Annotated in this window: 15 protein-coding genes; 4 read left to right on the top strand and 11 right to left on the bottom strand. The window is 66.1% G+C overall.

Annotated features, from left to right (window positions below; genetic code table 11):
• Positions 1–552: 552 nt before the first annotated feature.
• Complete coding sequence (locus AC1PQG_RS13860) at positions 553–5697, top strand: alpha-2-macroglobulin family protein (protein WP_481118431.1); 5145 nt, start codon at positions 553–555, stop codon at positions 5695–5697.
• Between the two features lie 3 nt (positions 5698–5700).
• Positions 5701–8046, top strand: coding sequence for a penicillin-binding protein 1C (pbpC, locus tag AC1PQG_RS13855; protein ID WP_481118430.1), 2346 nt, complete (start codon positions 5701–5703; stop codon positions 8044–8046).
• 18 nt (positions 8047–8064) lie between these two features.
• Here the strand turns inward: pbpC and AC1PQG_RS13850 are convergent, their stop codons facing one another.
• The 11 genes from AC1PQG_RS13850 to AC1PQG_RS13800 all read right to left on the bottom strand — a co-directional run bounded on the left by AC1PQG_RS13850 (position 8065) and on the right by AC1PQG_RS13800 (position 18456).
• Complete coding sequence (locus tag AC1PQG_RS13850) at positions 8065–9162, bottom strand: nucleotidyltransferase domain-containing protein (protein ID WP_481118429.1); 1098 nt, start codon at positions 9160–9162, stop codon at positions 8065–8067.
• Positions 9159–10079: an HprK-related kinase A gene (locus AC1PQG_RS13845; protein ID WP_481118428.1), complete on the bottom strand. Its 921-nt coding sequence runs from the start codon at positions 10077–10079 to the stop codon at positions 9159–9161. Before AC1PQG_RS13845 ends, AC1PQG_RS13850 begins: the two co-directional genes overlap by 4 nt.
• Positions 10066–10398: a PqqD family peptide modification chaperone gene (locus AC1PQG_RS13840; RefSeq protein WP_481118427.1), complete on the bottom strand. Its 333-nt coding sequence runs from the start codon at positions 10396–10398 to the stop codon at positions 10066–10068. Before AC1PQG_RS13840 ends, AC1PQG_RS13845 begins: the two co-directional genes overlap by 14 nt.
• Before the next feature lie 15 nt (positions 10399–10413).
• Positions 10414–10956 carry a hypothetical protein gene (locus AC1PQG_RS13835; protein WP_481118426.1) on the bottom strand — a complete coding sequence of 181 codons (543 nt, stop codon included), beginning with the start codon at positions 10954–10956 and terminating at the stop codon, positions 10414–10416.
• Between the two features lie 425 nt (positions 10957–11381).
• On the bottom strand, positions 11382–11732 hold the full coding sequence (locus tag AC1PQG_RS13830) for a hypothetical protein (protein WP_481118425.1): 351 nt from the start codon (positions 11730–11732) through the stop codon (positions 11382–11384).
• Positions 11729–12220 carry a hypothetical protein gene (locus tag AC1PQG_RS13825; protein WP_481118424.1) on the bottom strand — a complete coding sequence of 164 codons (492 nt, stop codon included), beginning with the start codon at positions 12218–12220 and terminating at the stop codon, positions 11729–11731. Before AC1PQG_RS13825 ends, AC1PQG_RS13830 begins: the two co-directional genes overlap by 4 nt.
• A 75-nt stretch (positions 12221–12295) precedes the next feature.
• Entirely contained in the window at positions 12296–13333 is a 1038-nt protein-coding gene (locus tag AC1PQG_RS13820) for a CobW family GTP-binding protein (protein WP_481118423.1), read from the bottom strand.
• A gap of 76 nt (positions 13334–13409) precedes the next feature.
• Complete coding sequence (locus AC1PQG_RS13815; RefSeq protein ID WP_481118422.1) at positions 13410–13613, bottom strand: YbdD/YjiX family protein; 204 nt, start codon at positions 13611–13613, stop codon at positions 13410–13412.
• Positions 13614–13623: 10 nt separating this feature from the next.
• Entirely contained in the window at positions 13624–15681 is a 2058-nt protein-coding gene (locus tag AC1PQG_RS13810; RefSeq protein ID WP_481118421.1) for a carbon starvation CstA family protein, read from the bottom strand.
• Between the two features lie 244 nt (positions 15682–15925).
• Complete coding sequence (gene parE / locus AC1PQG_RS13805) at positions 15926–17887, bottom strand: DNA topoisomerase IV subunit B (protein ID WP_481118420.1); 1962 nt, start codon at positions 17885–17887, stop codon at positions 15926–15928.
• Between the two features lie 92 nt (positions 17888–17979).
• Positions 17980–18456 (bottom strand): DUF302 domain-containing protein, encoded by a 477-nt coding sequence (locus tag AC1PQG_RS13800; RefSeq protein WP_481118419.1) that lies wholly within the window; start codon positions 18454–18456, stop codon positions 17980–17982.
• A gap of 225 nt (positions 18457–18681) precedes the next feature.
• Here AC1PQG_RS13800 and AC1PQG_RS13795 point away from each other — a divergent pair, with 225 nt between their 5' ends.
• Positions 18682–19293 (top strand): hypothetical protein, encoded by a 612-nt coding sequence (locus AC1PQG_RS13795; RefSeq protein ID WP_481118418.1) that lies wholly within the window; start codon positions 18682–18684, stop codon positions 19291–19293.
• Between the two features lie 123 nt (positions 19294–19416).
• Positions 19417–19851 carry a DUF6306 domain-containing protein gene (locus tag AC1PQG_RS13790; protein ID WP_481118417.1) on the top strand — a complete coding sequence of 145 codons (435 nt, stop codon included), beginning with the start codon at positions 19417–19419 and terminating at the stop codon, positions 19849–19851.
• Positions 19852–19856: the final 5 nt, after the last annotated feature.

Below are 19856 nucleotides of genomic sequence, written 5' to 3'. Positions count from 1 at the left end.
TTGACCGAGGCGATCCATGCTCGGCGAGCTGAGAGACGTGAAGAGCGGGCAGGGCGGTCAAGCAATGATGACTGAAAGGTCTATGTTGCAGTCCTATTGATCGTTGTGCACTCGGCAACTGCTTGATAGCCTCCGGCAACACGCTCCGTTCACCTGGCAACCCAGCATGTTGTCAGGTGAACGGAGCGTGTTGCCGGGGGAACATTCGATCTCGTTGCCACAGCACTGAATGCGCGCGCCATGGCATGAGTGGTCCAGATTGGTGTGTTTGATGTGCGGCCGCGAACATTGAATGTAGACACCGTTGTGTTGAGTGGGGGTGTCGCAATGCTCGATGTGGCGGAGACAACCTGTGCTGTTGACGGCGGCACGTGACATATCCAGCCGCCAATATTGAATGTTGTGGCGTCAACATCGATGAATGCGCCGGCAACACTTAATGTTGCGCCCGCAACGATTCAGCCGCGGGTTTCATCGTTGATCAATGTTGATGGAATATACATCCCTTGTCATGATGCGTGCTCTGATTGAGTGGGCTCGAGGGAGAAGTCGATGTTGCGTCATCTATCGCGTCGCGGTTTCGGGCTGGTGCCCTTGCTGCTGGTTCTTGCCGCGCTCGCTGCGGCGGGTGTGTTTGTCGCCAAGACGCAGCAATCCGATGAGGCGGAGTCTGTGGACGGGCCGTTCCAGATTGCGGATTTCGCCAATCGTGACTTCGAGGGCTCGCCGGCGCTGGCGCTGAGCTTCACGCATCCGATGGATGCGCGGCGGGATTACGACGGGGCGATCCAGGTGTTCGAGATGCCGCCCCGCACGGGTGAGGCCAAGCCGGACACTCAAGACGACGAGGACGCCGACAATCAGGGCGAGGGCACGCCCGGCAGCGGCAATCCGCAGGTCAGTACGGCCCCGGCGGATGTGGCGATCGACGGCGGCAAGCTGGTGAAGGGCGCCTGGGTGGTGGGGGACAACCCGCGCATCCTGTATTTCCCGCACATCAAGCCGCAAACCCGTTACGTGGTGCGCGTGGCGGCGGGGCTGCCGTCGAAGGCCGGCCAGACGCTGGCGGAAGCCAGCAGTTACTCGGTGCTTACCGCCGTCGTCTCGCCGGCCTATTACTTCGCCAGCCGTGGCATGGTGCTGCCGGCCAAGCAGAATGGCGGCCTGCCGGTGGTTACGGTCAACGTGCCGGAGGTGGATGTCCAGTTCCTTCGCGTCAAGCCGGACCAGTTGCCACGCTTCCTCGACAAGGTGATCAGCGGGCCGCGTCCGCAGCGGGGCAAGCGCCAGCAGAACAACGACGGCTACGATTACGATGAAGAATACGACGGCGACGAGGACTGGCGCGCGACCGATCTCAAGGGGGCTATCGACAACTGGTCGCTCGACAATCTGCACAGCCTGACGGAGAGCGTGTTCACCGGCCGCTTCCTGACCGAGCAGAAGCCCAACAAGCGCAACGTCACTTTCCTTCCCGTCGAGGACATCAAGGAGCTTCGCGAGCCCGGCATCTACATCGCGGTGATGAGCCAGCCGAACCGTTTCCGCTACGACTATCAGGTCACCTATTTCTATGTCAGCGATCTCGGCTTGAGTACCCGGCTGTTCGCCAAGGGGGCCGATGCCTACGTCAGCTCGCTGACCACCGGCAAGGCGATGGCGGGGGTCGAGGTGGCCTGGATGGATGAGAACGCCAAGGTCCTGGCGCGTGCCGAGACCGACAGCAACGGCAGAGCCCCCTTTGCCGAACGACCGGCTGCCGCCAAGCTCATTCTGGCGCGTAACGGCCAGCAGATCTCGTTGATCGCGCTGAAGGAGCCGGCGCTGGATCTTTCGGAATACGACATCGCGGGCCTACCCGGTCGGCCGGTGCGCCTGTTTGCGTACTCGGGTCGCAACCTGTATCGACCGGGCGAGAGCTTCGATCTGTCCGTATTGGCGCGGGATGCGGACGGCCGCGCGGTGCCACCGCAGCCGATCCAGGCCATCCTCAGGCGCCCGGACGGCAAGAGCCAGTTCACTGCCACCTGGCAGCCGGACGGTAAGCTGGGCGGCTATTACCAGAACCGCATCGTGCTGCCGGTGGATGCGCCGACAGGGTCATGGACGCTGGAGCTGCGTGCCGACCCGGCCGACAAGCTGGCCATCACCAGCTTCCGTTTCGGCGTCGAGGAGTTTTTGCCGGAGCGCATGAAGCTCGATCTGGCCAGCAAGCAGGCCACGGTGTCGCCCAATGACACGCTGACCATCGCCGTCAAGGGTGCTTATCTCTACGGCGCGCCGGCGGCTGGCAACCAGTTGCTCGGGGTTGCCGTCTTCGAGCGCCAGAAGAATCCGCTGGCTCAGAAGCTGCCCGGTTTCGAGTTTGGCGACACCAATGAGGAGAGCCAGCGCCAGCGCGTGGAACTGGACCAGAGCCAGCTCGACGAGAACGGTGAGCTGGCGCTCGACGTGGATCTCGCGCCGGCCAAGGACAAGCGGTCGCCCTACACCGTGCGGACCACGCTGAGCCTGCTGGAGAGCGGCGGCCGGCCGGTGGTGCGCAATTTCGAGCGGGTGATCTGGCCGGCGCCGGTGCTGGTGGGTGTCCGCCCGCTGTTCACCGGCGACTACGCCCGCGAAGGCAGCATCGCGCAGTTCGAGGTGGTGCGCGCCAATGCGGAGGGCAAGTTGAGCGCGGGCAGTGGGTTGCCGGTCCGCCTGTTCCGCGAGAACCGCGATTACTACTGGCGCTTCGACGACCAACGGGGCTGGCATTCGGGTTTCACGGAGACCGACGAGCTGGTGAACACCGCGAGCGTCAGCATTCCCGATGGCGGACGCGGCAAGCTCGGCGTGCCGGTCAAATACGGGCGTTACCGCCTGGAGATCACCGATCCAGCTACGCAGCAGACGACGAAATACCGCTTCTACGCCGGCTGGAGCGCCCGTGGTGACGAGACCCAGGGCGTCCGCCCCGACCGCGTCGCGCTGAAGTTCGACAAGCCGGCCTACCAGGATGGCGAAACCGCCAAGCTGAGCATCACGCCGCCGCACGCCGGCGAGGCGCTGATCACCGTCGAAGCGGACAAGACCTTGTGGGTCAGGCGCATCCCGGTGGCCCTTGATGGCACGACGGTCGAGATTCCGGTGGACAAGGCGTGGAAGCGCCACGACCTGTATGTGTCGGTCAGCGTGCTGCGGCCGGGCAGTGCCGGCGAGAAGGTCACCCCGGCGCGGGCCCTGGGCCTGGCGCACCTGCCGCTTGAACGGGGCGAGCGCAAGCTGGCGGTGAGTCTCGATGCGCCGAAGAAGATGCTGCCGGACACGCGCCTGAAGGTGAAGGTCAAGGCGCCCGGCGCCGCCGGCCAGCAGGCGGTGGTCACGCTGTCCGCTGTCGATGTGGGCATCCTCAACATCACGCGCTACACGACGCCCGACCCGCACGGCCACTTCTTCGGCAAGCTGCGTTACGGCGCCGACCAGTACGACGTGTACGGCCGTCTGATCGAGAAGATGGGTGGCCAGAAGGGCAAGCTCAAGTTCGGTGGCGATGCCGCGCCGAAGGCGACCAAGAGCCTGCCCAAGAAGGTGCGCCTGGTGGATCTGTTCTCCGGGCCGGTGCTGCTCAACGCACAGGGCGAAGCCGAGATCGCCCTCGACGTGCCTGATTTCAACGGCACGCTGCGCCTGATGGCGGTGGTCGCGGCACCCGAGAAGTTCGGCAATGCCGAGGCGGAGACGGTTGTTGCCGCGCCGCTGGTGGCCGAGCTGATGACGCCGCGTTTCCTGACGGTGGGCGACAACGCCACCATCGCCCTCGATCTGCACAACCTGTCCGGCGCGGCGCAGAAGCTCAAGGTGCGCATCGAGAATGCGGACGGCCTGAAGATCCAGAACGCCGAGCGCGAGCTGGACCTCAAGGATCAGCAGAAGCAGACGCTGCGCTTCCCGCTCGAAGCCGGCAACGCCTTCGGCCTGACCGATGTGCAGGTCCACGTCAGCAGCGTTGCCGGCCTCAAGCTGGAGCGCAGCTTCGGCCTGCAGGTCCAGGCGGCGACGCCGCAACAGCAGGTGCTCAAGCTGCTTGCCGTCGGGCCGGGCGAGACGGTGGAGGTGAAGGACGCGGAACTGGGCGGCTTCATCCGGAGCACCGTGCAATCGCATCTGGTGCTCTCCAACAAGGCGCCGATCGACGTGCGCAGCGCGATCCAGGGGCTGCTGACCTATCCCTACGGCTGCGCAGAGCAGACGACCAGCACCGCCTACCCGCATGTGCTGATCGACGAGGAGGGCGCCCGGCTGTTCGGGCTCAAGGCCTACACCCGCGCGCAGCGGGAAGACATGCTGGAGAAGGCCATCGCCCGGCTTGGCGCGATGCAGGCGCCGAACGGCGGCTTCAGCCTGTGGGGCAATGTGTCCGAGTACCAGTACTGGCTGTCGGCCTATGTCGGCAACTTCCTGCTCGATGCCCGCGAACAGGGCTTCCAGGTGCCGGAGGCGATGCAGAAGAAGACCCAGGAATTCCTGCTCAAGTACCTGCAGGAAGGCGTGGCCGGCCTGCCGGCCGGCAAGCTGAGCTACAACGAGAACGGCTGGCAGGATTACCGCTTCGGCGGTTCCGGCCGCTTCGGCGTGCTTGCCTACGGCGCCTATGTGCTGGCCCGTGAATCCAAGGCGCCGCTGTCCACGCTGCGCCAGATGTTCGAGGTCCGCAGCCAGGCGCACTCGGGGCTGGCCCTGGTGCAGCTCGGCCTGGCGCTCAAGCTGATGGGCGATGAAACCCGCGCCCAGACGGCGCTGGCTGAAGGTGTGAAAAAGAGCCGTGACAATGGCTACTGGTGGGGTGACTACGGCAGCCCGTTGCGGGATGCGGCGCTGTCCTACGCGTTGCTCGACCGCCACAAGGTGAAGGTGGACGGGCGTGACAATCTGGTTGCCGTCGCTGCCGCCGAGCTGGGCAAGAACCGTTACACCAGCACCCAGGAGAAGCTCGCGCTGTTCCTGCTTGGCCGCAATTTCACCAAGGCCGGCGAAGGTGAGGGCGGGTGGACGGCGGAAGTGCTCGGCAAGGACACGCCGGAAGTCATCAACGGTGCCGGCACGCTGATCCGGCCGCTGTCGGCAACGGCCTTGCAGGGCGGCGTTCGTATCCGGAACACCTACAAGGACAAGCTCTACCTGCAGCTCAGCCTGAGCGGCAATCCGGTGAAGATGCCGGCCAACCGCGACGACGCCATCGCATTGAGCCGCGACCTGTTCGAAGCCGACGGCACGCCGCTGAAGAGCCGCACGCTGAAGGTTGGTGAATCGGTCATCGTGCGCATCAAGGTCAATCCGCACAGCTGGGTCAATACCGGCATGGTGGTGGACCATATCCCGGCCGGCCTGGAGATCGAGAACCTCAATATCGTCCAGGGCGAAGGCATGGGCAGCACGACGATCGAGGGCATCAACCCGGCCGAGGCGATGCAGGACCCGCGCATCCAGCACGTCGAGTTCCGCGATGACCGCTTCGTGGTGGCCGCCCGGCTGCACGGCAAGCTCAGCCTGTTCTACCGCGCACGGGTCGTCACCCCCGGCAAGTTCGTCTTCCCGCCGCTGTATGCCGAGGACATGTACCGCCCGGACGTCTATGGCCTTGCTACTGGCGATGCGACCCTGACGGTGAGCGACGGCAAGGACAAGCCGGCTGCCGCAGCGCCGGCCAAGCCGTAAGGCATGACGCAACGCGCAGCATGGCTGGTTGCCGGGCGCGGATGGCTGATGAGCCGTCCGCGCTGGCAGTGGGGTGTGCTGCTCGCGCTGCTCGTATTGGCTGGGCTGGACCATGCTTTTCCACCGCCGGTGCCCGGCCGTGATGCGCCGAACGCGCTGCTCATCGTCGCCCGCGACGGTACGCCGCTGCGGGCCTTTCCGGACCGCGACCATGTGTGGCGCCATCCGGTGGCGCTGGCAGATGTCTCGCCGCTCTATCTTGAGGCGCTGGAGCGCTACGAGGACCGCTGGTTCCGCTGGCATCCCGGCGTCAATCCGCTGGCCCTGACGCGGGCGGCGTGGCAGTGGCTGCGCCATGGGCGCATCGTCTCCGGCGGTTCGACGCTGACCATGCAGGTCGCCCGCATCATCGAGCCGACGTCGCGGACGCTGCTTGGCAAGGGCCGGCAGATCCTGCGCGCGCTGCAGCTCGAGCTGCACTATTCGAAGGACGAGATCCTCGCCCTCTACGTCAATTACGCGCCGATGGGCGGCGTGCTCGAAGGGGTCGAGGCGGCCAGCCGGGCTTATCTCGGCAAGCCGGCCAAACGCTTGAGCCATGCGGATGCGGCGCTGCTGACCGTGCTGCCGCAGATGCCGTCGCGCCTGCGGCCGGATCGTCAGCCGGCCCGGGCGCGGGTGGCGCGCGACAAGGTTGTGCACCGCATGGCCGGCGTGTGGCCGGACGGCGACATCCGCGATGCGCTGCAGGAGCCGATCATCGCCCAGACGGCGCGCGATCCGCTGCTTGCGCCCTTGCTCGCCGAGCGGCTGCGCAAGGAGGCGCGTGGCCGGCAGCGCATCGATACGACCATCGACGCCCAGACCCAGCAGACCGTCGAGCTGCTGCTCACCAGCCGGCTCGCCGCCTTGCCGCCGCGGGTGTCGATGGCTGCGCTGGTGGTGGACAACGCAACGCTGGAGGTCCGCGCTTATGCGGGCTCGGCCGATTTCGGCGATACCGACCGCTTCGCCTTCGTGGACATGGTGCGCGCGTCGCGCTCGCCCGGTTCGACGCTCAAGCCCTTCCTGTACGGGCTGGCGCTCGATGAAGGGCTGATCCATTCGGAGTCCCTGCTCGCCGATGTGCCGCAATCCTTCGGCGGCTATCAGCCGGGCAATTTCCAGCAGTCCTTCCACGGGGCGGTCAGCGTTTCCGAAGCCTTGAGCAAGTCCCTCAATGTGCCGGCGGTCGAGGTGCTCGATCGGCTGGAGCCGGGTCGTTTCGTTGCCGCCCTGCGGCGGGGTGGCCTGAAGCTGGATTTTCCCAAAGGAGAAACGCCGAATCTATCGGTGATCCTCGGTGGCGCCGGTACGACGCTTGAACAACTGGTCGGCGCCTACACGGCTTTCGCCCGCGAGGGCGTCTCGGGCAAGCCGCGCTACCGAACGGATGAGCCGCTGGTCGAGCAGCGCATGCTGTCGCCCGGCGCGGCCTTCATCATTCGTGACGTGCTCGAATCCGGCGGACCGGTGGGCCGCGCGGTGGAGCAGGGGCCGGGCATCCGCCGCGGCATTGCGTGGAAGACCGGGACCAGCTTCGGCTTCCGCGATGCGTGGTCGATCGGCGTGTCGGACCGCTATACCGTCGGTGTGTGGATCGGCCGCCCGGACGGCACGCCGAACCCCGGTTTCTTCGGCGCCAATATCGCGGCGCCGCTGTTGGTCGATATCTTCTCGGCGGTGGATAGCCAGCCGGCCACGACCCGAACGCCGCCGCCGTCAGTGCATCAGGAGAAGATCTGCTGGCCGCTCGGCACGCGTTTTCAGCCGGAGGACGAGGCGCTTTGCCATCGCCAGGCCATCGCCTGGGTGCTCAATGACACCGCGCCGCCGACCTTTCCCGACCGGCTGCGCAGCGGCGAAATGCGCTACACCTATGAGGTCGATGCGGTCAGCGGCCTGCGCGTCACGCCGGCGTGCAGTACCCGCCCGCGCCGCCAGGTCGAGGCCGTGCATTGGCCGACCGCGCTGGACCCGTGGTTGACCGCCGATCTGCGCGCCAAGGCGCAGCCGCCGGCGTGGGATGCCGGTTGTCAGAAGCAGGCCGAGCCGGACGCTGGTCTGAGCATCGTCGGTCTGAGCAGCGGTGAGGTGATCAAGCGTCCGCGCCCTGATCAGGCGCCGGTGATCCGCCTCGAACTGCGCGGTCAGCGTGGGCAGGTTTATTGGCTGATCAACGGCCGGCTGGTCGCTCACCGGCCCGCCACCCAGCCCTTGATTCAAACTCTGACCGAAACCGGCCGTGTCAACATCACCGCGATGGATGAGCAGGGCCGTTACGACCGGATCAGCGTCAGCGTGCGCTGAGGGCGCCGCCTCCGCGTGTCAGCCCTGTTGTTCAGTCGATAGCGGGTGGGTTTCCTGTTTGGGCGGGAAGATGGCCTTGTGCGCCAGATGGTAGGCCAGCAGCAGCGGTGGCATGCGCAGCCAGTGGGCGCGGATGTAGAGGCTGCGGCGTGCCAGCGGGGTGAAGCGATCGGCGGTGCTCGGGTGTTGCGGGCACAGTACGCGGGCGTAGATGCCGTCGAGCATGCGCTGGACGATGCCCGTGCCGGCGAGGCAGCGGCTGCGGGCCGCGATGCGCTCGGGGAGCGGTGTGCCGAGCAGGCGGTGGCAATAGCGCAGCGCAAGGCGCAGCGGGCCGGATAGCTGAAGTTGTGCGGCCCGTTCGAGGAGCCCGTCCCAGGCGGTGTCGTCACGGGCCAGGTGGCGCAGCAGCAGATCGAGGTCGGTGAGGTCGCGCAGCAGGTTGTCCGGTTCGCCTTCGTGGAACAGATGCGAGGCGCTGTGCAGGATCAGGTCGGGCAGCGACAGGGTGTGCACGCCGGGCAGATCGGGTAGGGCGACGCTGGCTTCGATCAGCAGGCGGGCATCGGGTTTGAGGCGGGCGGTCGGCGGCAGGATGGTGTGGTGCACGTCGAGCGCGGAGCCGCGGAAGACATGGCGCATCGCAGGCAGTTCGTGCATCCAGCGGCGGTAGTAGCGCTGGTCGTAGTCGTCGGTGGCGGTGCTGGCCCAGCCCTTGAGCATCAGTGCGGATTCGGCATCGCCGAGGCGCTCCTTCGGCAGCAGGATGTCCACGTCGGAGAACAGCCGGCCCTGGGCGGCGGGCAGGCCGGCGGCGACGTAGGCGGCGCCCTTCAGCAGGATCACCGTGATGCCGGCCGGTTTGAGCGCCTCGCGGAGGAAGCAGGCTTCCCGCCGGATCGCGTGGCGCTGTTCGCTCGCCATCACTGCGCCGGACAGCAGGTGGTTGTGAGGCTGCTCCGGAATGTCGGCTTCGACGCCAGCGCTCTGCAGGCGCAGGAACAGCCGGCCGACCAGGTTGGCATGGCGCGCCTGGCGGACGAGCAGGTCCCAGTCGGCGGTGCCGAGACGGCGGATCGATTCGGGTTCGCGGTAGGTCTCGATGAGGAGGTTCATTCGGCCATGCCCTCCGCGGCGAGGCGGTCGAACACTGCAATGGCGTCGTCGAGGCGGCTGTATTCGAAGCTGTAGTTGCGCGTTCGGTCGATGATGTCGCCGACCGCCTTGAAGCCGCGTGCGCCGAGCACGTGGTAGTTCATGGCGTTGTCGGCGAGTTGCATGAAGGCGGTGCCGCTGCCCATCGGGGCCAGCGTCGCGTCGGCGCCGGCGCGGTAGCGCGGAAGCACCATCCAGGCGGGATCGGCCCATTCGCCGACGGCCTCGACGCTGGCCTGGGTCGGCGCCATCAGCGCGACGGTGCCCTTGGTGGTGTCGAGTATCGGCCGGGTGAGGAAGGCATCGGGCGCGTAGGCGCGAATGATGTCGATGGACGCGTTCTTCAGGTTCACCGGCCGGGCGAGGCCCATGATCTGGCCGGTGTCGAGGCGGATCAGCGTGAGTTCATCGGATAACAGGCGCCAGCCCCGGTTGACCAGTGCGGCGCACAGGGTGCTCTTGCCCGACCCCGGCGGTGCCGGGAGGATGGCCGCGTGCTTGCCGCGTGCGACCGAGGCTGCGTGGATGACCAGGATGTGGTGGCAGTAGGCCGTCACGCACCAGTTCAGGCCCCATTCGAGCATCGGCAAGGCCTGGCCGCGCGGTAGCGGCGTGAACGGCTCGACGGCATCGACGATGAAACGTGCCTGCGGTGCAATCCATCGACGCAGGCCATGGCCGGGCTGGACACCGACATGGAAGTCGATGAAGGGCTTGTCGTCGATCAGCGGATGATGGGCGTAGAGCCGGGCGAGTTCATCGGCGAGCTCGGGAATTCCGCTCTGCAGGCGGCAGTTGAACGGTCCGGTGGCCAGTCGGATACCGTCTCCACCTAGCCGCGCGCGGAATTCAGCCAGGGAAAGATCACGAATTTTCAAGGGAATGGCTCGGAGCGGCCTGAATCAGGCGGGCGCCGATCAGCGCGTCGAGGGCAGCCACAACGAGTTGCCGGCAATCCTCCGGGGCTGCATCGGGCTCTTCCTGGCAGATGGCGTGGATCAATTCGTCTTCGGAGCGCTGCCGGCCGGGAACCGACAGCTGATCAAGCACGAATCGGGTGACCGGGGCGAGCAGAAGGGTTGCACCGGCTTGTGGGTCGTAGCGGACCCACCCTTCATCTACGTCTTTCCAGAGTACATCCGCCAAGCCTTCGAACAGGGTCTCGCTGGCGGAGTACCGGATGCCGGCCGGGACCAAAAGTCAGCGTCGCTATCAGGGGAGCAGCACGTAGTCGAGGTAGGTTTCCACCTGAGCTGCATTCCACGTGACGCCCAGCGTAGGCTGGTAGGCATTGGCCACAACACCGGTGTCCCACATCTTCTTGACTTCGTCCGCGCTGAAGAGCGAGGTGCTGCCGACATTGGCGCTCAGCCAGGCGGCAACGATCTTGCGTTGAATCGACGAGCCGGAGGAGAGAATCTCGCGGAATGATTTGGTAACTGTGGAGCTGAAGACTTCGTTGAACAGCTTGTCGAGAGTGGTGTCAGTGGGATTCTGGGTGGCGTAGGTGGTCCAGAAGCTGACGCCGTTCACTTTGGTAGAGCAGGGCGTGGTGCCGTTGCGGCTGAGATTGCCGGAAGCAGAGAAGCCCGAAGGCCGCTTGCATTCTGCGGCAAGCGCCGGAACGCTCTTGAGTGCCATCAGAACAGGAGCGCCGGCCAGACCGGTTTTTATCAGCTTGCGGCGGGACAACAAGGGCGCTGCGGCGCTGCTGCCTTGTTGTGCGACCGATTTTTCCGAGTGCTCCAGTTTCATCCTAAACCTCTTCGTTCTGGCACCGTATGTCGGCGCGGTTGAACGTAATATAAGTACACCTGATTTACAGGGGCGTGACATTTGCACGCTTATGTTCAAAATAGATTAAGCAAATTTTGTTCCGCGAATTTTATAGCATACAGGATGCTGATTCAAAACGAATTTTTATGAGGTGCCGAAGAGCGTCGGAAAAAAAGGCCGGTTTGTGTAAAAAAAGTCGACGAACTTTGGCGCCAATATCTGCGGGCGTCGGGCCCCTTTGAGTTGATGATCTGCGCATGCTTCGCATGCTTCCGATGATTCATCCGCCGGTTTGCAACAGACGTCAACGACGTGTGTAGGAGGGAGCGCTCGCGGGTTTTGTTGCTGCCGGCGGGGTGAAGATGTGTGTTATCCGTCGATGGGGCCGTCGTGCGCGGAGGCGCTCACCCTGCCACGGCCGCCGGCGACAGTGCTGTCGCGAGTTGGCCGACCGCACTCCAGTCGAGGGCTTGCGGCCCGCCCGGCGTCTCTACCGAAATGCCGTCCGCGCCCACCGGCGCGACGAAGATCGCGTCGCTGGCGATGGGGGACATGAAGAGTTCGGTCTCGGCGCTCTTGCCGTCCCGCACTGCGACCATCGCGAGGGCGAGGGTGTGGGCCTCGTGGGGCGTGAGGCGCACCGTGAGGGTGCTACCGACCCTCAGGGTGAGCAGGCGGCCAAGGGCACGATGTGTCGTTTCCGAGACCGAGAACGGGGGTTTGTCGGCTTCCCGACTGCCATGCGTGTCGCTCATGCGCCGTCCCCGTGGGCGAGGAGGGCTGCGATCACCGAGCCGCCGGCACCGTCTTCGGGGTCGAGTTCCTGCAGTTTGGCGAGGGCCTTGGCCGAGGCGTCCTGGTTGTCGCGGCGCAGTTCGATGAAGGCGACAGCCTTCAGGAACTGCAGCAGGAAGCGGCGCGGTGCGGCCGGGGCGGCGGAGACGTCGGCAAGGCTCCAGCCGGTCCAGGTGCGCGGCAGGGCGGCTTGGTCGGCAGCCCGGGCGAGGGCCGTGACGGCGGTCTCGAAGGCGGAGTCGAAATCGCGCAGCTTGTTCTGCAGCTTGAACAGGCAACGGTAGGACGGCAGTACGTCCGGCGCCACCTCGATGGCCGTGCGGAAGAAGGCGCGGGCGCGGGCCGGGTCGCTGGAATGGATGGCGACGCCCTGTTGCAGCAGGGCGTTGATGTTGTCGGGTACGTCGCCGAAATCGACGGTGTCCTCGCTGAGGGCGGTAACGCTCATTGAACTCTCCGGGGTTTTCTGTTGTTGTCGGAGAGGTTTAGCAATTATGGGGCCAGCATCGGCGGGCCCCATCCGTCAGCGACAGGCGAGGCGGAAGCCGGCCTCGATGGCGGCGGCGTCGAGGCGCCGGCCGATGATGACGATGGTGGTCTCGCGGGCTTCGCCTGCCTGCCACGGGCGGCCGTAGTCGAAGCCGGTGATGCGGTGGACGCCCTGAAAGACCAGGCGCCGCTCCTCGCCCCGTACGGCCAGGATGCCCTTGTAGCGCAGCATGTCGTTGCCGCTCTTGAGCAGCAGCTCTTCGACGAAATTACCCATCAGGCCCACATCCACGTCGCCGGCGTGATGCAGCACCAGCGAGGCGATATCGTCGTTGTGGCGCACGAAGGGCTGGCGCTCTGCACCACCGCGGCGCAGGCCGCTGGGGGCGGCGTCGGATAGGAAACCCGGGGTGTGCTCCAGCACGTCGGTGAGCACGAAGGCGTCGAGGGTGAACAGCGCGGCGACGGCATCCGCGTCGGCGGGGACGGTGGTGATCGGCACGCGCAGGTTGATGCGGCGCAGGCGGGCTTCCAGCGCTTCCAGCTCGGCGGGTTCGACGAGTTCGGTCTTGCTCAGCAGGATGCGGTCGGCGAAGCCGATCTGCGCGGCGGCGACGCGGTTCTCGTCGAGCTGCTTGCCGGCATGGACGGCGTCCACGATGGCGAGGATGCCGTCCAGCTCGTAACGGTCGCGCACGCCTTCATCGACGAAGAAGGCCTGGGCGACGGGCGCCGGGTCGGCGAGGCCGGTGGTCTCGATGACCAGATGTTCGAAGTCCAGCTCGCCGCGGTCGCGGCGGTCGGCCAGCGCGGCGAGGGACAGGCTCAGTTCGCCGCGCACGCTGCAGCAGATGCAGCCATTGGCGAGCTCGACGACTTCGACGGCCGGCGAACCGGCGATCAGCCCACCGTCGATACCGACGGCGCCGAATTCGTTTTCGAGTACGGCGATCTTCTTGTGGCCGGCCGTGTTCAGGTAGCGGTTGAGCAGCGTGGTCTTGCCGGCGCCGAGGAAGCCGGTGAGGATGGTGGCGCGGATCGGCGGGCGGGGAATGGCGAGGGGATTGGTCATGGTCCGGATTCAATGAAAAATCGGCCGGAAACCCGCCAGAAGCGGGCTTGCCGGCCGAAGAATACGCGTGCCTTGCTCAGCAGCAGCGCCCCGGGCGTCCGTCGGCGCCGCCGTAGCGGGCTTCCTGGCGTTCCCGGAAGAACTCTTCATAGCTCATGATGGGCTTGTCCGGGTGGTTGAGGCGCATGTGCTGCACGTAGGTATCGTAGTCGGGCATGCCCACCATCAGGCGGGCGGCCTGACCGAGGTACTTGCCTACGCGGGCGAGGTCAGAGAACACACTGTGCTCCTTACTTGGCCGGAAGCGGCTCGAAAGGCGTTTCGAGCGTGGTCGGCTTGTTGGCGTTGAGGGCGCGCAGGCAGGCCGGGATGGCATAGACGACGATCGCGACCACCAGCAGGATGAAGAGGCCGGACATGGTGGCATCCACATAGTTGTTGGTGATGATCTGGTGCATCTGGTCCATGTTCTTTGCCGGCGCCAGGATCTCGCCCTTGTCGAGCGCAGCCTGGTACTTGTGGGCGTTGGCGAGGAAGCCGATCTTCGGGTTCTCGTGGAACATCTTCTGCCAGCCGGCGGTCAGCGTGCAGGTCAGCAGCCAGGCTGTGGGCACGATCGTCACCCACGCGAACTGCTGGCGCTTCATCTTGAACAGCACTACGGTGGCGAGGGTCAGCGCGACGCCAGCCAGCATCTGGTTGGCGATGCCGAACAGCGGCCACAGGGTGTTGATGCCACCTAGCGGGTTGACCACGCCTTGGTACAGGAAGTAGCCCCAGGCCGCCACGCATAGCGCGGTGGCGACGAGGCTGGCGAAGATGGAGTCCATCTTGCGCATGGACGGCACGAAGGTGCCCATCAGATCCTGCAGCATGAAGCGGCCCGCACGGGTGCCCGCATCGACGGCGGTGAGGATGAACAGGGCCTCGAAGAGGATCGCGAAGTGGTACCAGAAAGCCATCATCGCCTTGCCGCCGAGGGCATTGGAGAGGATGTGGGCCATGCCGACAGCCAGCGTGGGTGCGCCGCCGGCGCGGGAGATGATGGTCTTTTCGCCGACGTCCTGGGCGGTCTGCAGCAGCATGTCGGGGGTCAGTACGAAGCCCCATTGGGAGATCGCCTGGGCGGCGCTTTCGGCCGTCTTGCCGATCACCGCGGCCGGGCTGTTCATCGCGAAGTAGATGCCCGGTTCGATGACCGAGGCGGCGACCAGCGCCATCATGGCGACGAAGGACTCCATCAACATGCCGCCGTAGCCGATGAAGCGGGCGTTCTTCTCGTTGTCGAGCAGTTTGGGGGTGGTGCCCGACGAGATCAGTGCGTGGAAGCCGGACACGGCGCCGCAGGCGATGGTGATGAAGAGGAAGGGGAACAGGCTGCCGGACCACACCGGGCCGCTGCCGTCGATGAACTTGGTGAGGGCCGGCATCTGCAGGTTCGGCGCGACGATGGCGATGCCGATGGCCAGGCCGACGATGGTGCCGATCTTCAGGAAGGTGGACAGGTAGTCCCGCGGCGCCAGCAGCAGCCATACGGGCAGCACGGAAGCGATGAAGCCGTAGCCGACCAGCAGCCAGGTGAGCTGCTTGCCGTCGAAGGTGAACAGCGGGCCCCACGTTGGGCTGGCAGCGATGTCACCGCCGAAGACGATCGCGGCCATCAGGAGCACGAAGCCGATCAGGGACATTTCACCGATGCGGCCCGGGCGGATGAAGCGGGTATACACGCCCATCAGCAGCGCGATGGGGATGGTGGCGCCGACGGTGAACATGCCCCACGGGGATTCGGCCAGCGCCTTCACGACGATCAGCGCCAGCACCGCGAGGATGATGACCATGATCATGAAGGTGCCGAACAGCGCGATCACGCCGGGCACCGGGCCGAGTTCGGTCTTGACCAGATCGCCGAGGGAGCGGCCATCGCGGCGTGTGGAGATGAAGAGCACCATGAAATCCTGCACAGCCCCGGCGAAGACCACGCCGGCGAGGATCCACAGCATGCCCGGCAGGTAGCCCATCTGTGCGGCCAGAACGGGGCCAACCAGTGGGCCGGCGCCGGCGATGGCGGCGAAGTGGTGGCCGAACAGCACGTACTTGTCAGTGGGAACGTAGTCGAGGCCGTCGTTATGGCGGACAGCCGGGGTCATGCGGTTGGGGTCGAGCTCCATCACCTTCTCGGCGATGAACAGGCTGTAGTAGCGGTAGGCGATGAGATAGGTACACACCGCGGCGATGACCAACCACAGGGCGTTGATGGTCTCGCCGCGGTGCAGGGCTACGGTGCCGAACGCGGCTGCGCCGAGCACGGCAACGGCCCCCCAGCCGAGGTGACGCTGTATGGATGACATGGTTTTCCTCACTGTCTGTTTCGTGGAGACGCACGAACCTTCGCCCGACCAGTGAGGAGGAAATGGTGCCGTCCCCGGTTGGGCGTGAGCACCGGATCGACCGTGGGGCCGGGAGAAAGCCCGCCAGCGGCCCATTGTGTGTCTTATAACTTTAGTTGCAATTCGGGCCGCTTGCCCATTCTTTGCATGCGGCCCGGTATGGTCAATCAGGGTTATCACACATTGCGTCTCCCCTTGACGCAGATCAGATGTCGGCCTCCACCGAGTCGCCTTTTTCCTCCATCCAGGCCCGTCGGCCGGAGGCTTCGCCCTTGCCCATCAGCAGCGTGAACATGCGCAGGGTGTCGTCGAAGGCGTCGGGGCGCACGTGCACCGGCAGCACGCGGCGGGTGGCCGGGTCCATGGTGGTTTCGCGCAGCTGGTCGGGGTTCATCTCGCCGAGGCCCTTGAAGCGGCCGACTTCGATGTGCTCGGCCTTGACGCCTTCGTGAGCCAGACGGTCGCGCAGGGAGGCGAGCTCCTGGTCGTCCAGTGCATACAGGCGGCGCGGCGGCCGTTTCTTGCCCTGGGCGGGCACGTCGAGGCGGTACAGCGGCGGTTGGGCGACATAGATATGGCCGTTCTCGATGAGCTTGGGGAAGTGGCGGAAGAACAGGGTCAGCAACAGAGTCTGGATGTGGGAGCCGTCCACGTCCGCGTCGGACATGATGATGACTTTGCCATAGCGCAGTTCGGATAGATCCGGATCGTCCTTCGGGGTGTGGGCGTCCACGCCGAGGGCTACCGCGATGTCATGGATTTCGGCGTTGGCGAACAGGCGCTCCCGGTCCACTTCCCAGGCGTTCTGCACCTTGCCGCGCAGCGGCAGGATGGCCTGGGTGTCCTTGTCGCGGGCCATCTTGGCGCTGCCGCCGGCGGAGTCGCCTTCGACGAGGAAGAGTTCGTTGCGTTCGATGTCCTCGGATTCGCAGTCGGACAGTTTGCCGGGCAGCACGGCGACGCCGGAGGACTTGCGTTTCTCGACCTTCTGGGCGGCGCGGGCGCGGGCCTGGGCGGCCTTGATGGCCAGCTCGGCGAGCTTCTTGCCGTATTCCACGTGCTCGTTGAGCCACAGCTCGAAGGGGTCGCGGACCATCCGCGAGACGAGTTGTACGGCGTCGCGGCTGTTGAGGCGTTCCTTGGTTTGGCCCTGGAAGCTGGGGTCGAGGACGCGTGCCGAGAGCACGAAGGAGGCGCGCCCGAAGGCGTCGTCGGCGGTCAGCTTGACGCCCTTGGGCAGCAGCGCGTGGTGGTCGATGAAGTTCTTGACGGCGGTGAACACGCCGTCGCGCAGGCCGGCCTCATGGGTGCCGCCGGCCGGGGTGGGGATCAGGTTGACATAGGACTCGCGCACCGGCGTGCCTTCGGCGGTCCATGCCACGGCCCACGACGCGCCTTCGCCGGTGGCGAAGGTGTCGTCGCCCTTGGCGGCGTACTTCTCGCCGCTGAACAGTGGAATCAGCGGTTCGTCGGGCAGGGCTTCGGACAGGTAGCCACGCATGCCGTGCTCGAATAGCCACGTGCGGGTGTCGCCGCCCTCGATGCTCAGGCTGACTTCCAGGCCGGGCATCAGCACCGCCTTGGAGCGCAGCAGGCGTTCCAGCTCGGCGCGGGGCAGGTCGGCGGCGTCGAAATACTTGGCGTCCGGCCAGGCGCGCACGGTGGTGCCGCTGGCCTTCTTGGGCGCGTCGCCGACGCGGGCGAGGGGCTCGATCACATCGCCGGCGGCGAACACCAGGCGATGGCGGCCGCCGTCGCGGACGACTTCCACTTCCAGCCGGTGGGACAGGGCGTTGGTGACGGACACGCCGACGCCGTGTAGGCCGCCGGAGAAGCGGTAGGCGGATTCCTCATCGGTCTTGTTGAACTTGCCGCCAGCGTGCAGGCGGGTGAACACCACTTCGACCGTCGAGACGCCCTCGACCGGGTGGATTTCCACCGGGATGCCGCGGCCGTCGTCGGACACGCTCACCGAGCCGTCTGCATGCAGGGTCACGCCGATCTTTTTGCAGAAGCCGGCCATCGCCTCGTCGGCGGCGTTGTCGATGACTTCCTGGATGACGTGCAGCGGGTTTTCGGTGCGGGTGTACATGCCCGGCCGCTGCTTGACGGGTTCGAGGCCCTTGAGGACGGTGATGGAATCGGCGTTGTAGGTTTTCTGCGACATGCTGGGGGGAATACGGATGGATTTGAAGCGGAGCGGACTATACCGCGCCGGCCGCCGCCCCGCGAGAGGCGTAGGCGACATGGAAGGGGTGTTCAGCGGCCGAGGCTGCTGCGCCCGGCGTTGTCGGCGGTCTGTTGGGCGATGCGTTCGAGCAGCGCGTTGGCGGCGCGGCTGGCCGGGCTGTCGCCGTGGGCTTCGCGCCAGGCCAGATGCACGGTGGCGGCTTCCGCAGGGAGCGTGTAGATGGCCATCGATAGCGGGCACTGGGCGACGTTGAGCGGATTCTCGCGGGCGAAGGTCCAGGCAATGCGGGCACTGCAGAAATGCAGCACTTCGGCGTCTTGATACACCCGCGTGGTCTGCTCCAGCGCCGGTCCGGTGCGCGCCAGCATGTCGCCGAAACGGCTCGGCGGTGCCGGCACCAGGCCTTCGGCCTCGATGGCGTCTACCAGTGCTTCGCGGGCGTCGGCATAGCGGCCGGGCGTGATCGCCTGGTGGCGGATCCCATCGGCGAGGCTGGCGCTGCTGCCGGCGAGGAGCAGGGCGATGACGAAGACGGCACGCAGCATGGGCTTGGAGCTCCGGTAAAGGCGGGGATACAGGCAAAAAGGCCAGGCCGTGAGCAGGCCGTGGCACGCGAGGGGCCGACGATAGCATTGCCGACGGGCCGGATTGAAGCACCGCGGCGGGGCGCGCCAAATACTGACGCGCATATCGTAGATCAAGGCCTGTTGTCGGGCGGCGCCTTAGGGTGGCGGACATCTGATCTCAGCGGAGTCACACCGGGTGTCGTCATGAGTTACCCCAGTTTTTTCGATGAAATTTCCCCGCTGCGGGTGCGCGACCCGCTGGCTGAATTCCTGGGCGCCGCCGAGGGCGGCCTGATCGAATACCGCTATCTCGACGCGGTGCGGCTGGCCGGGCACTCCTGCCCGACGGTGGCGAGCGCCTACCGGCTGACTTGCCTGGCGCTGGCGGCCCTCTACGGCGCGGAATTACCCGAGCGCGGCGGTGTGCACGTGAGCTTCCGCGACAGCCGGACGGCGGGCGTGACCGGTGTGATCGCCAACGTGGTGTCGCTGCTCACCGGGGTGACGGTGGACACCGGCTTCAAGGGACTCGCGGGGCGTTTCGACCGCCGCGACCTGCTTGCCTTCGACGCCGAACAGCCTCTCGATCTGCGTTTCCGCCGCGTGGATACCGGTGCGGCTGTCGACGCGATGAGCACGCTGCGCGAGGTGCCGGCCAATCCGCGCATGATCCCTTTGATGCAGTTGAGCTTGGCCGGCCAGGCCAGCGACGATGAAGTGCAGGAGTTCCGGCTGCTGTGGCAGGACCGCGTCCGGCGGGTGTTGCTGGACCATGGCGACGACCCCGCGGTGTTCGTCGTCCGCCAAGCCAATTGAATCCAGGAGATGGTCATGAGCCGCAAGTCAGGTTGACAACCCGCTGCCCCTAGCGACGCGGAGCGAAGCTACAGCTCTCCGCCCTGTTACGCCGGCGACTTCCCCGGCCATTTCGGCGAGGAGGTGCCGAGCGCCGAGGCGCTGCGCATCGAGCGCCTCAATGCGTTGCTGGAAGCCGAGCGCGCCGGCGCCAAGGTGCTGGCCATCCTGCGCGATGAACTGGATGCCCGTGCGCCCTTGCGCGGCTTGCTGGAGCGCCTGCAGAAGGACGAAGGCAGCAACGCGGTGGTGCTGTACAAGACCATCCAGCGCCTGGGCGGCGCGGCGTCCCACGAGACCGGCGCCTTCGTGCACAAGACCCTGGCCATCGACGGGCTGGACGCTCGCCTGCGCTTCCTGAACAAGGGGCAGGCCTGGGTGGTGCGCAAGATCGATGAAGTGCTGACCGACATCGACGATCCCGATGCCCGGCGCATGCTGGAGGAGATGCGCCGCTCCCACGTGGACAACATTGCTGTCTGCGAGGCGGCCCTTGGCGATCCGCCGATGTCCCTGTGAGATGG

Source organism: Zoogloea sp. GDB6, from assembly GCF_056724105.1.
Note: the sequence above shows the minus strand (reverse complement) of the source record. Positions and strands in the feature narration are given on the sequence as shown.

Bases quoted from the DNA above. Each gene is read 5' to 3' on its own strand.
- AC1PQG_RS13860 (WP_481118431.1), top strand. From the start codon at position 553: ATGTTGCGTCATCTATCGCGTCGCGGTTTCGGGCTGGTGCCCTTGCTG.
- pbpC (WP_481118430.1), top strand. From the start codon at position 5,701: ATGACGCAACGCGCAGCATGGCTGGTTGCCGGGCGCGGATGGCTGATG.
- AC1PQG_RS13850 (WP_481118429.1), bottom strand. From the start codon at position 9,162: ATGAACCTCCTCATCGAGACCTACCGCGAACCCGAATCGATCCGCCGT.
- AC1PQG_RS13835 (WP_481118426.1), bottom strand. From the start codon at position 10,956: ATGAAACTGGAGCACTCGGAAAAATCGGTCGCACAACAAGGCAGCAGC.
- AC1PQG_RS13830 (WP_481118425.1), bottom strand. From the start codon at position 11,732: ATGAGCGACACGCATGGCAGTCGGGAAGCCGACAAACCCCCGTTCTCG.
- AC1PQG_RS13825 (WP_481118424.1), bottom strand. From the start codon at position 12,220: ATGAGCGTTACCGCCCTCAGCGAGGACACCGTCGATTTCGGCGACGTA.
- AC1PQG_RS13820 (WP_481118423.1), bottom strand. From the start codon at position 13,333: ATGACCAATCCCCTCGCCATTCCCCGCCCGCCGATCCGCGCCACCATC.
- AC1PQG_RS13810 (WP_481118421.1), bottom strand. From the start codon at position 15,681: ATGTCATCCATACAGCGTCACCTCGGCTGGGGGGCCGTTGCCGTGCTC.
- parE (WP_481118420.1), bottom strand. From the start codon at position 17,887: ATGTCGCAGAAAACCTACAACGCCGATTCCATCACCGTCCTCAAGGGC.
- AC1PQG_RS13800 (WP_481118419.1), bottom strand. From the start codon at position 18,456: ATGCTGCGTGCCGTCTTCGTCATCGCCCTGCTCCTCGCCGGCAGCAGC.
- AC1PQG_RS13795 (WP_481118418.1), top strand. From the start codon at position 18,682: ATGAGTTACCCCAGTTTTTTCGATGAAATTTCCCCGCTGCGGGTGCGC.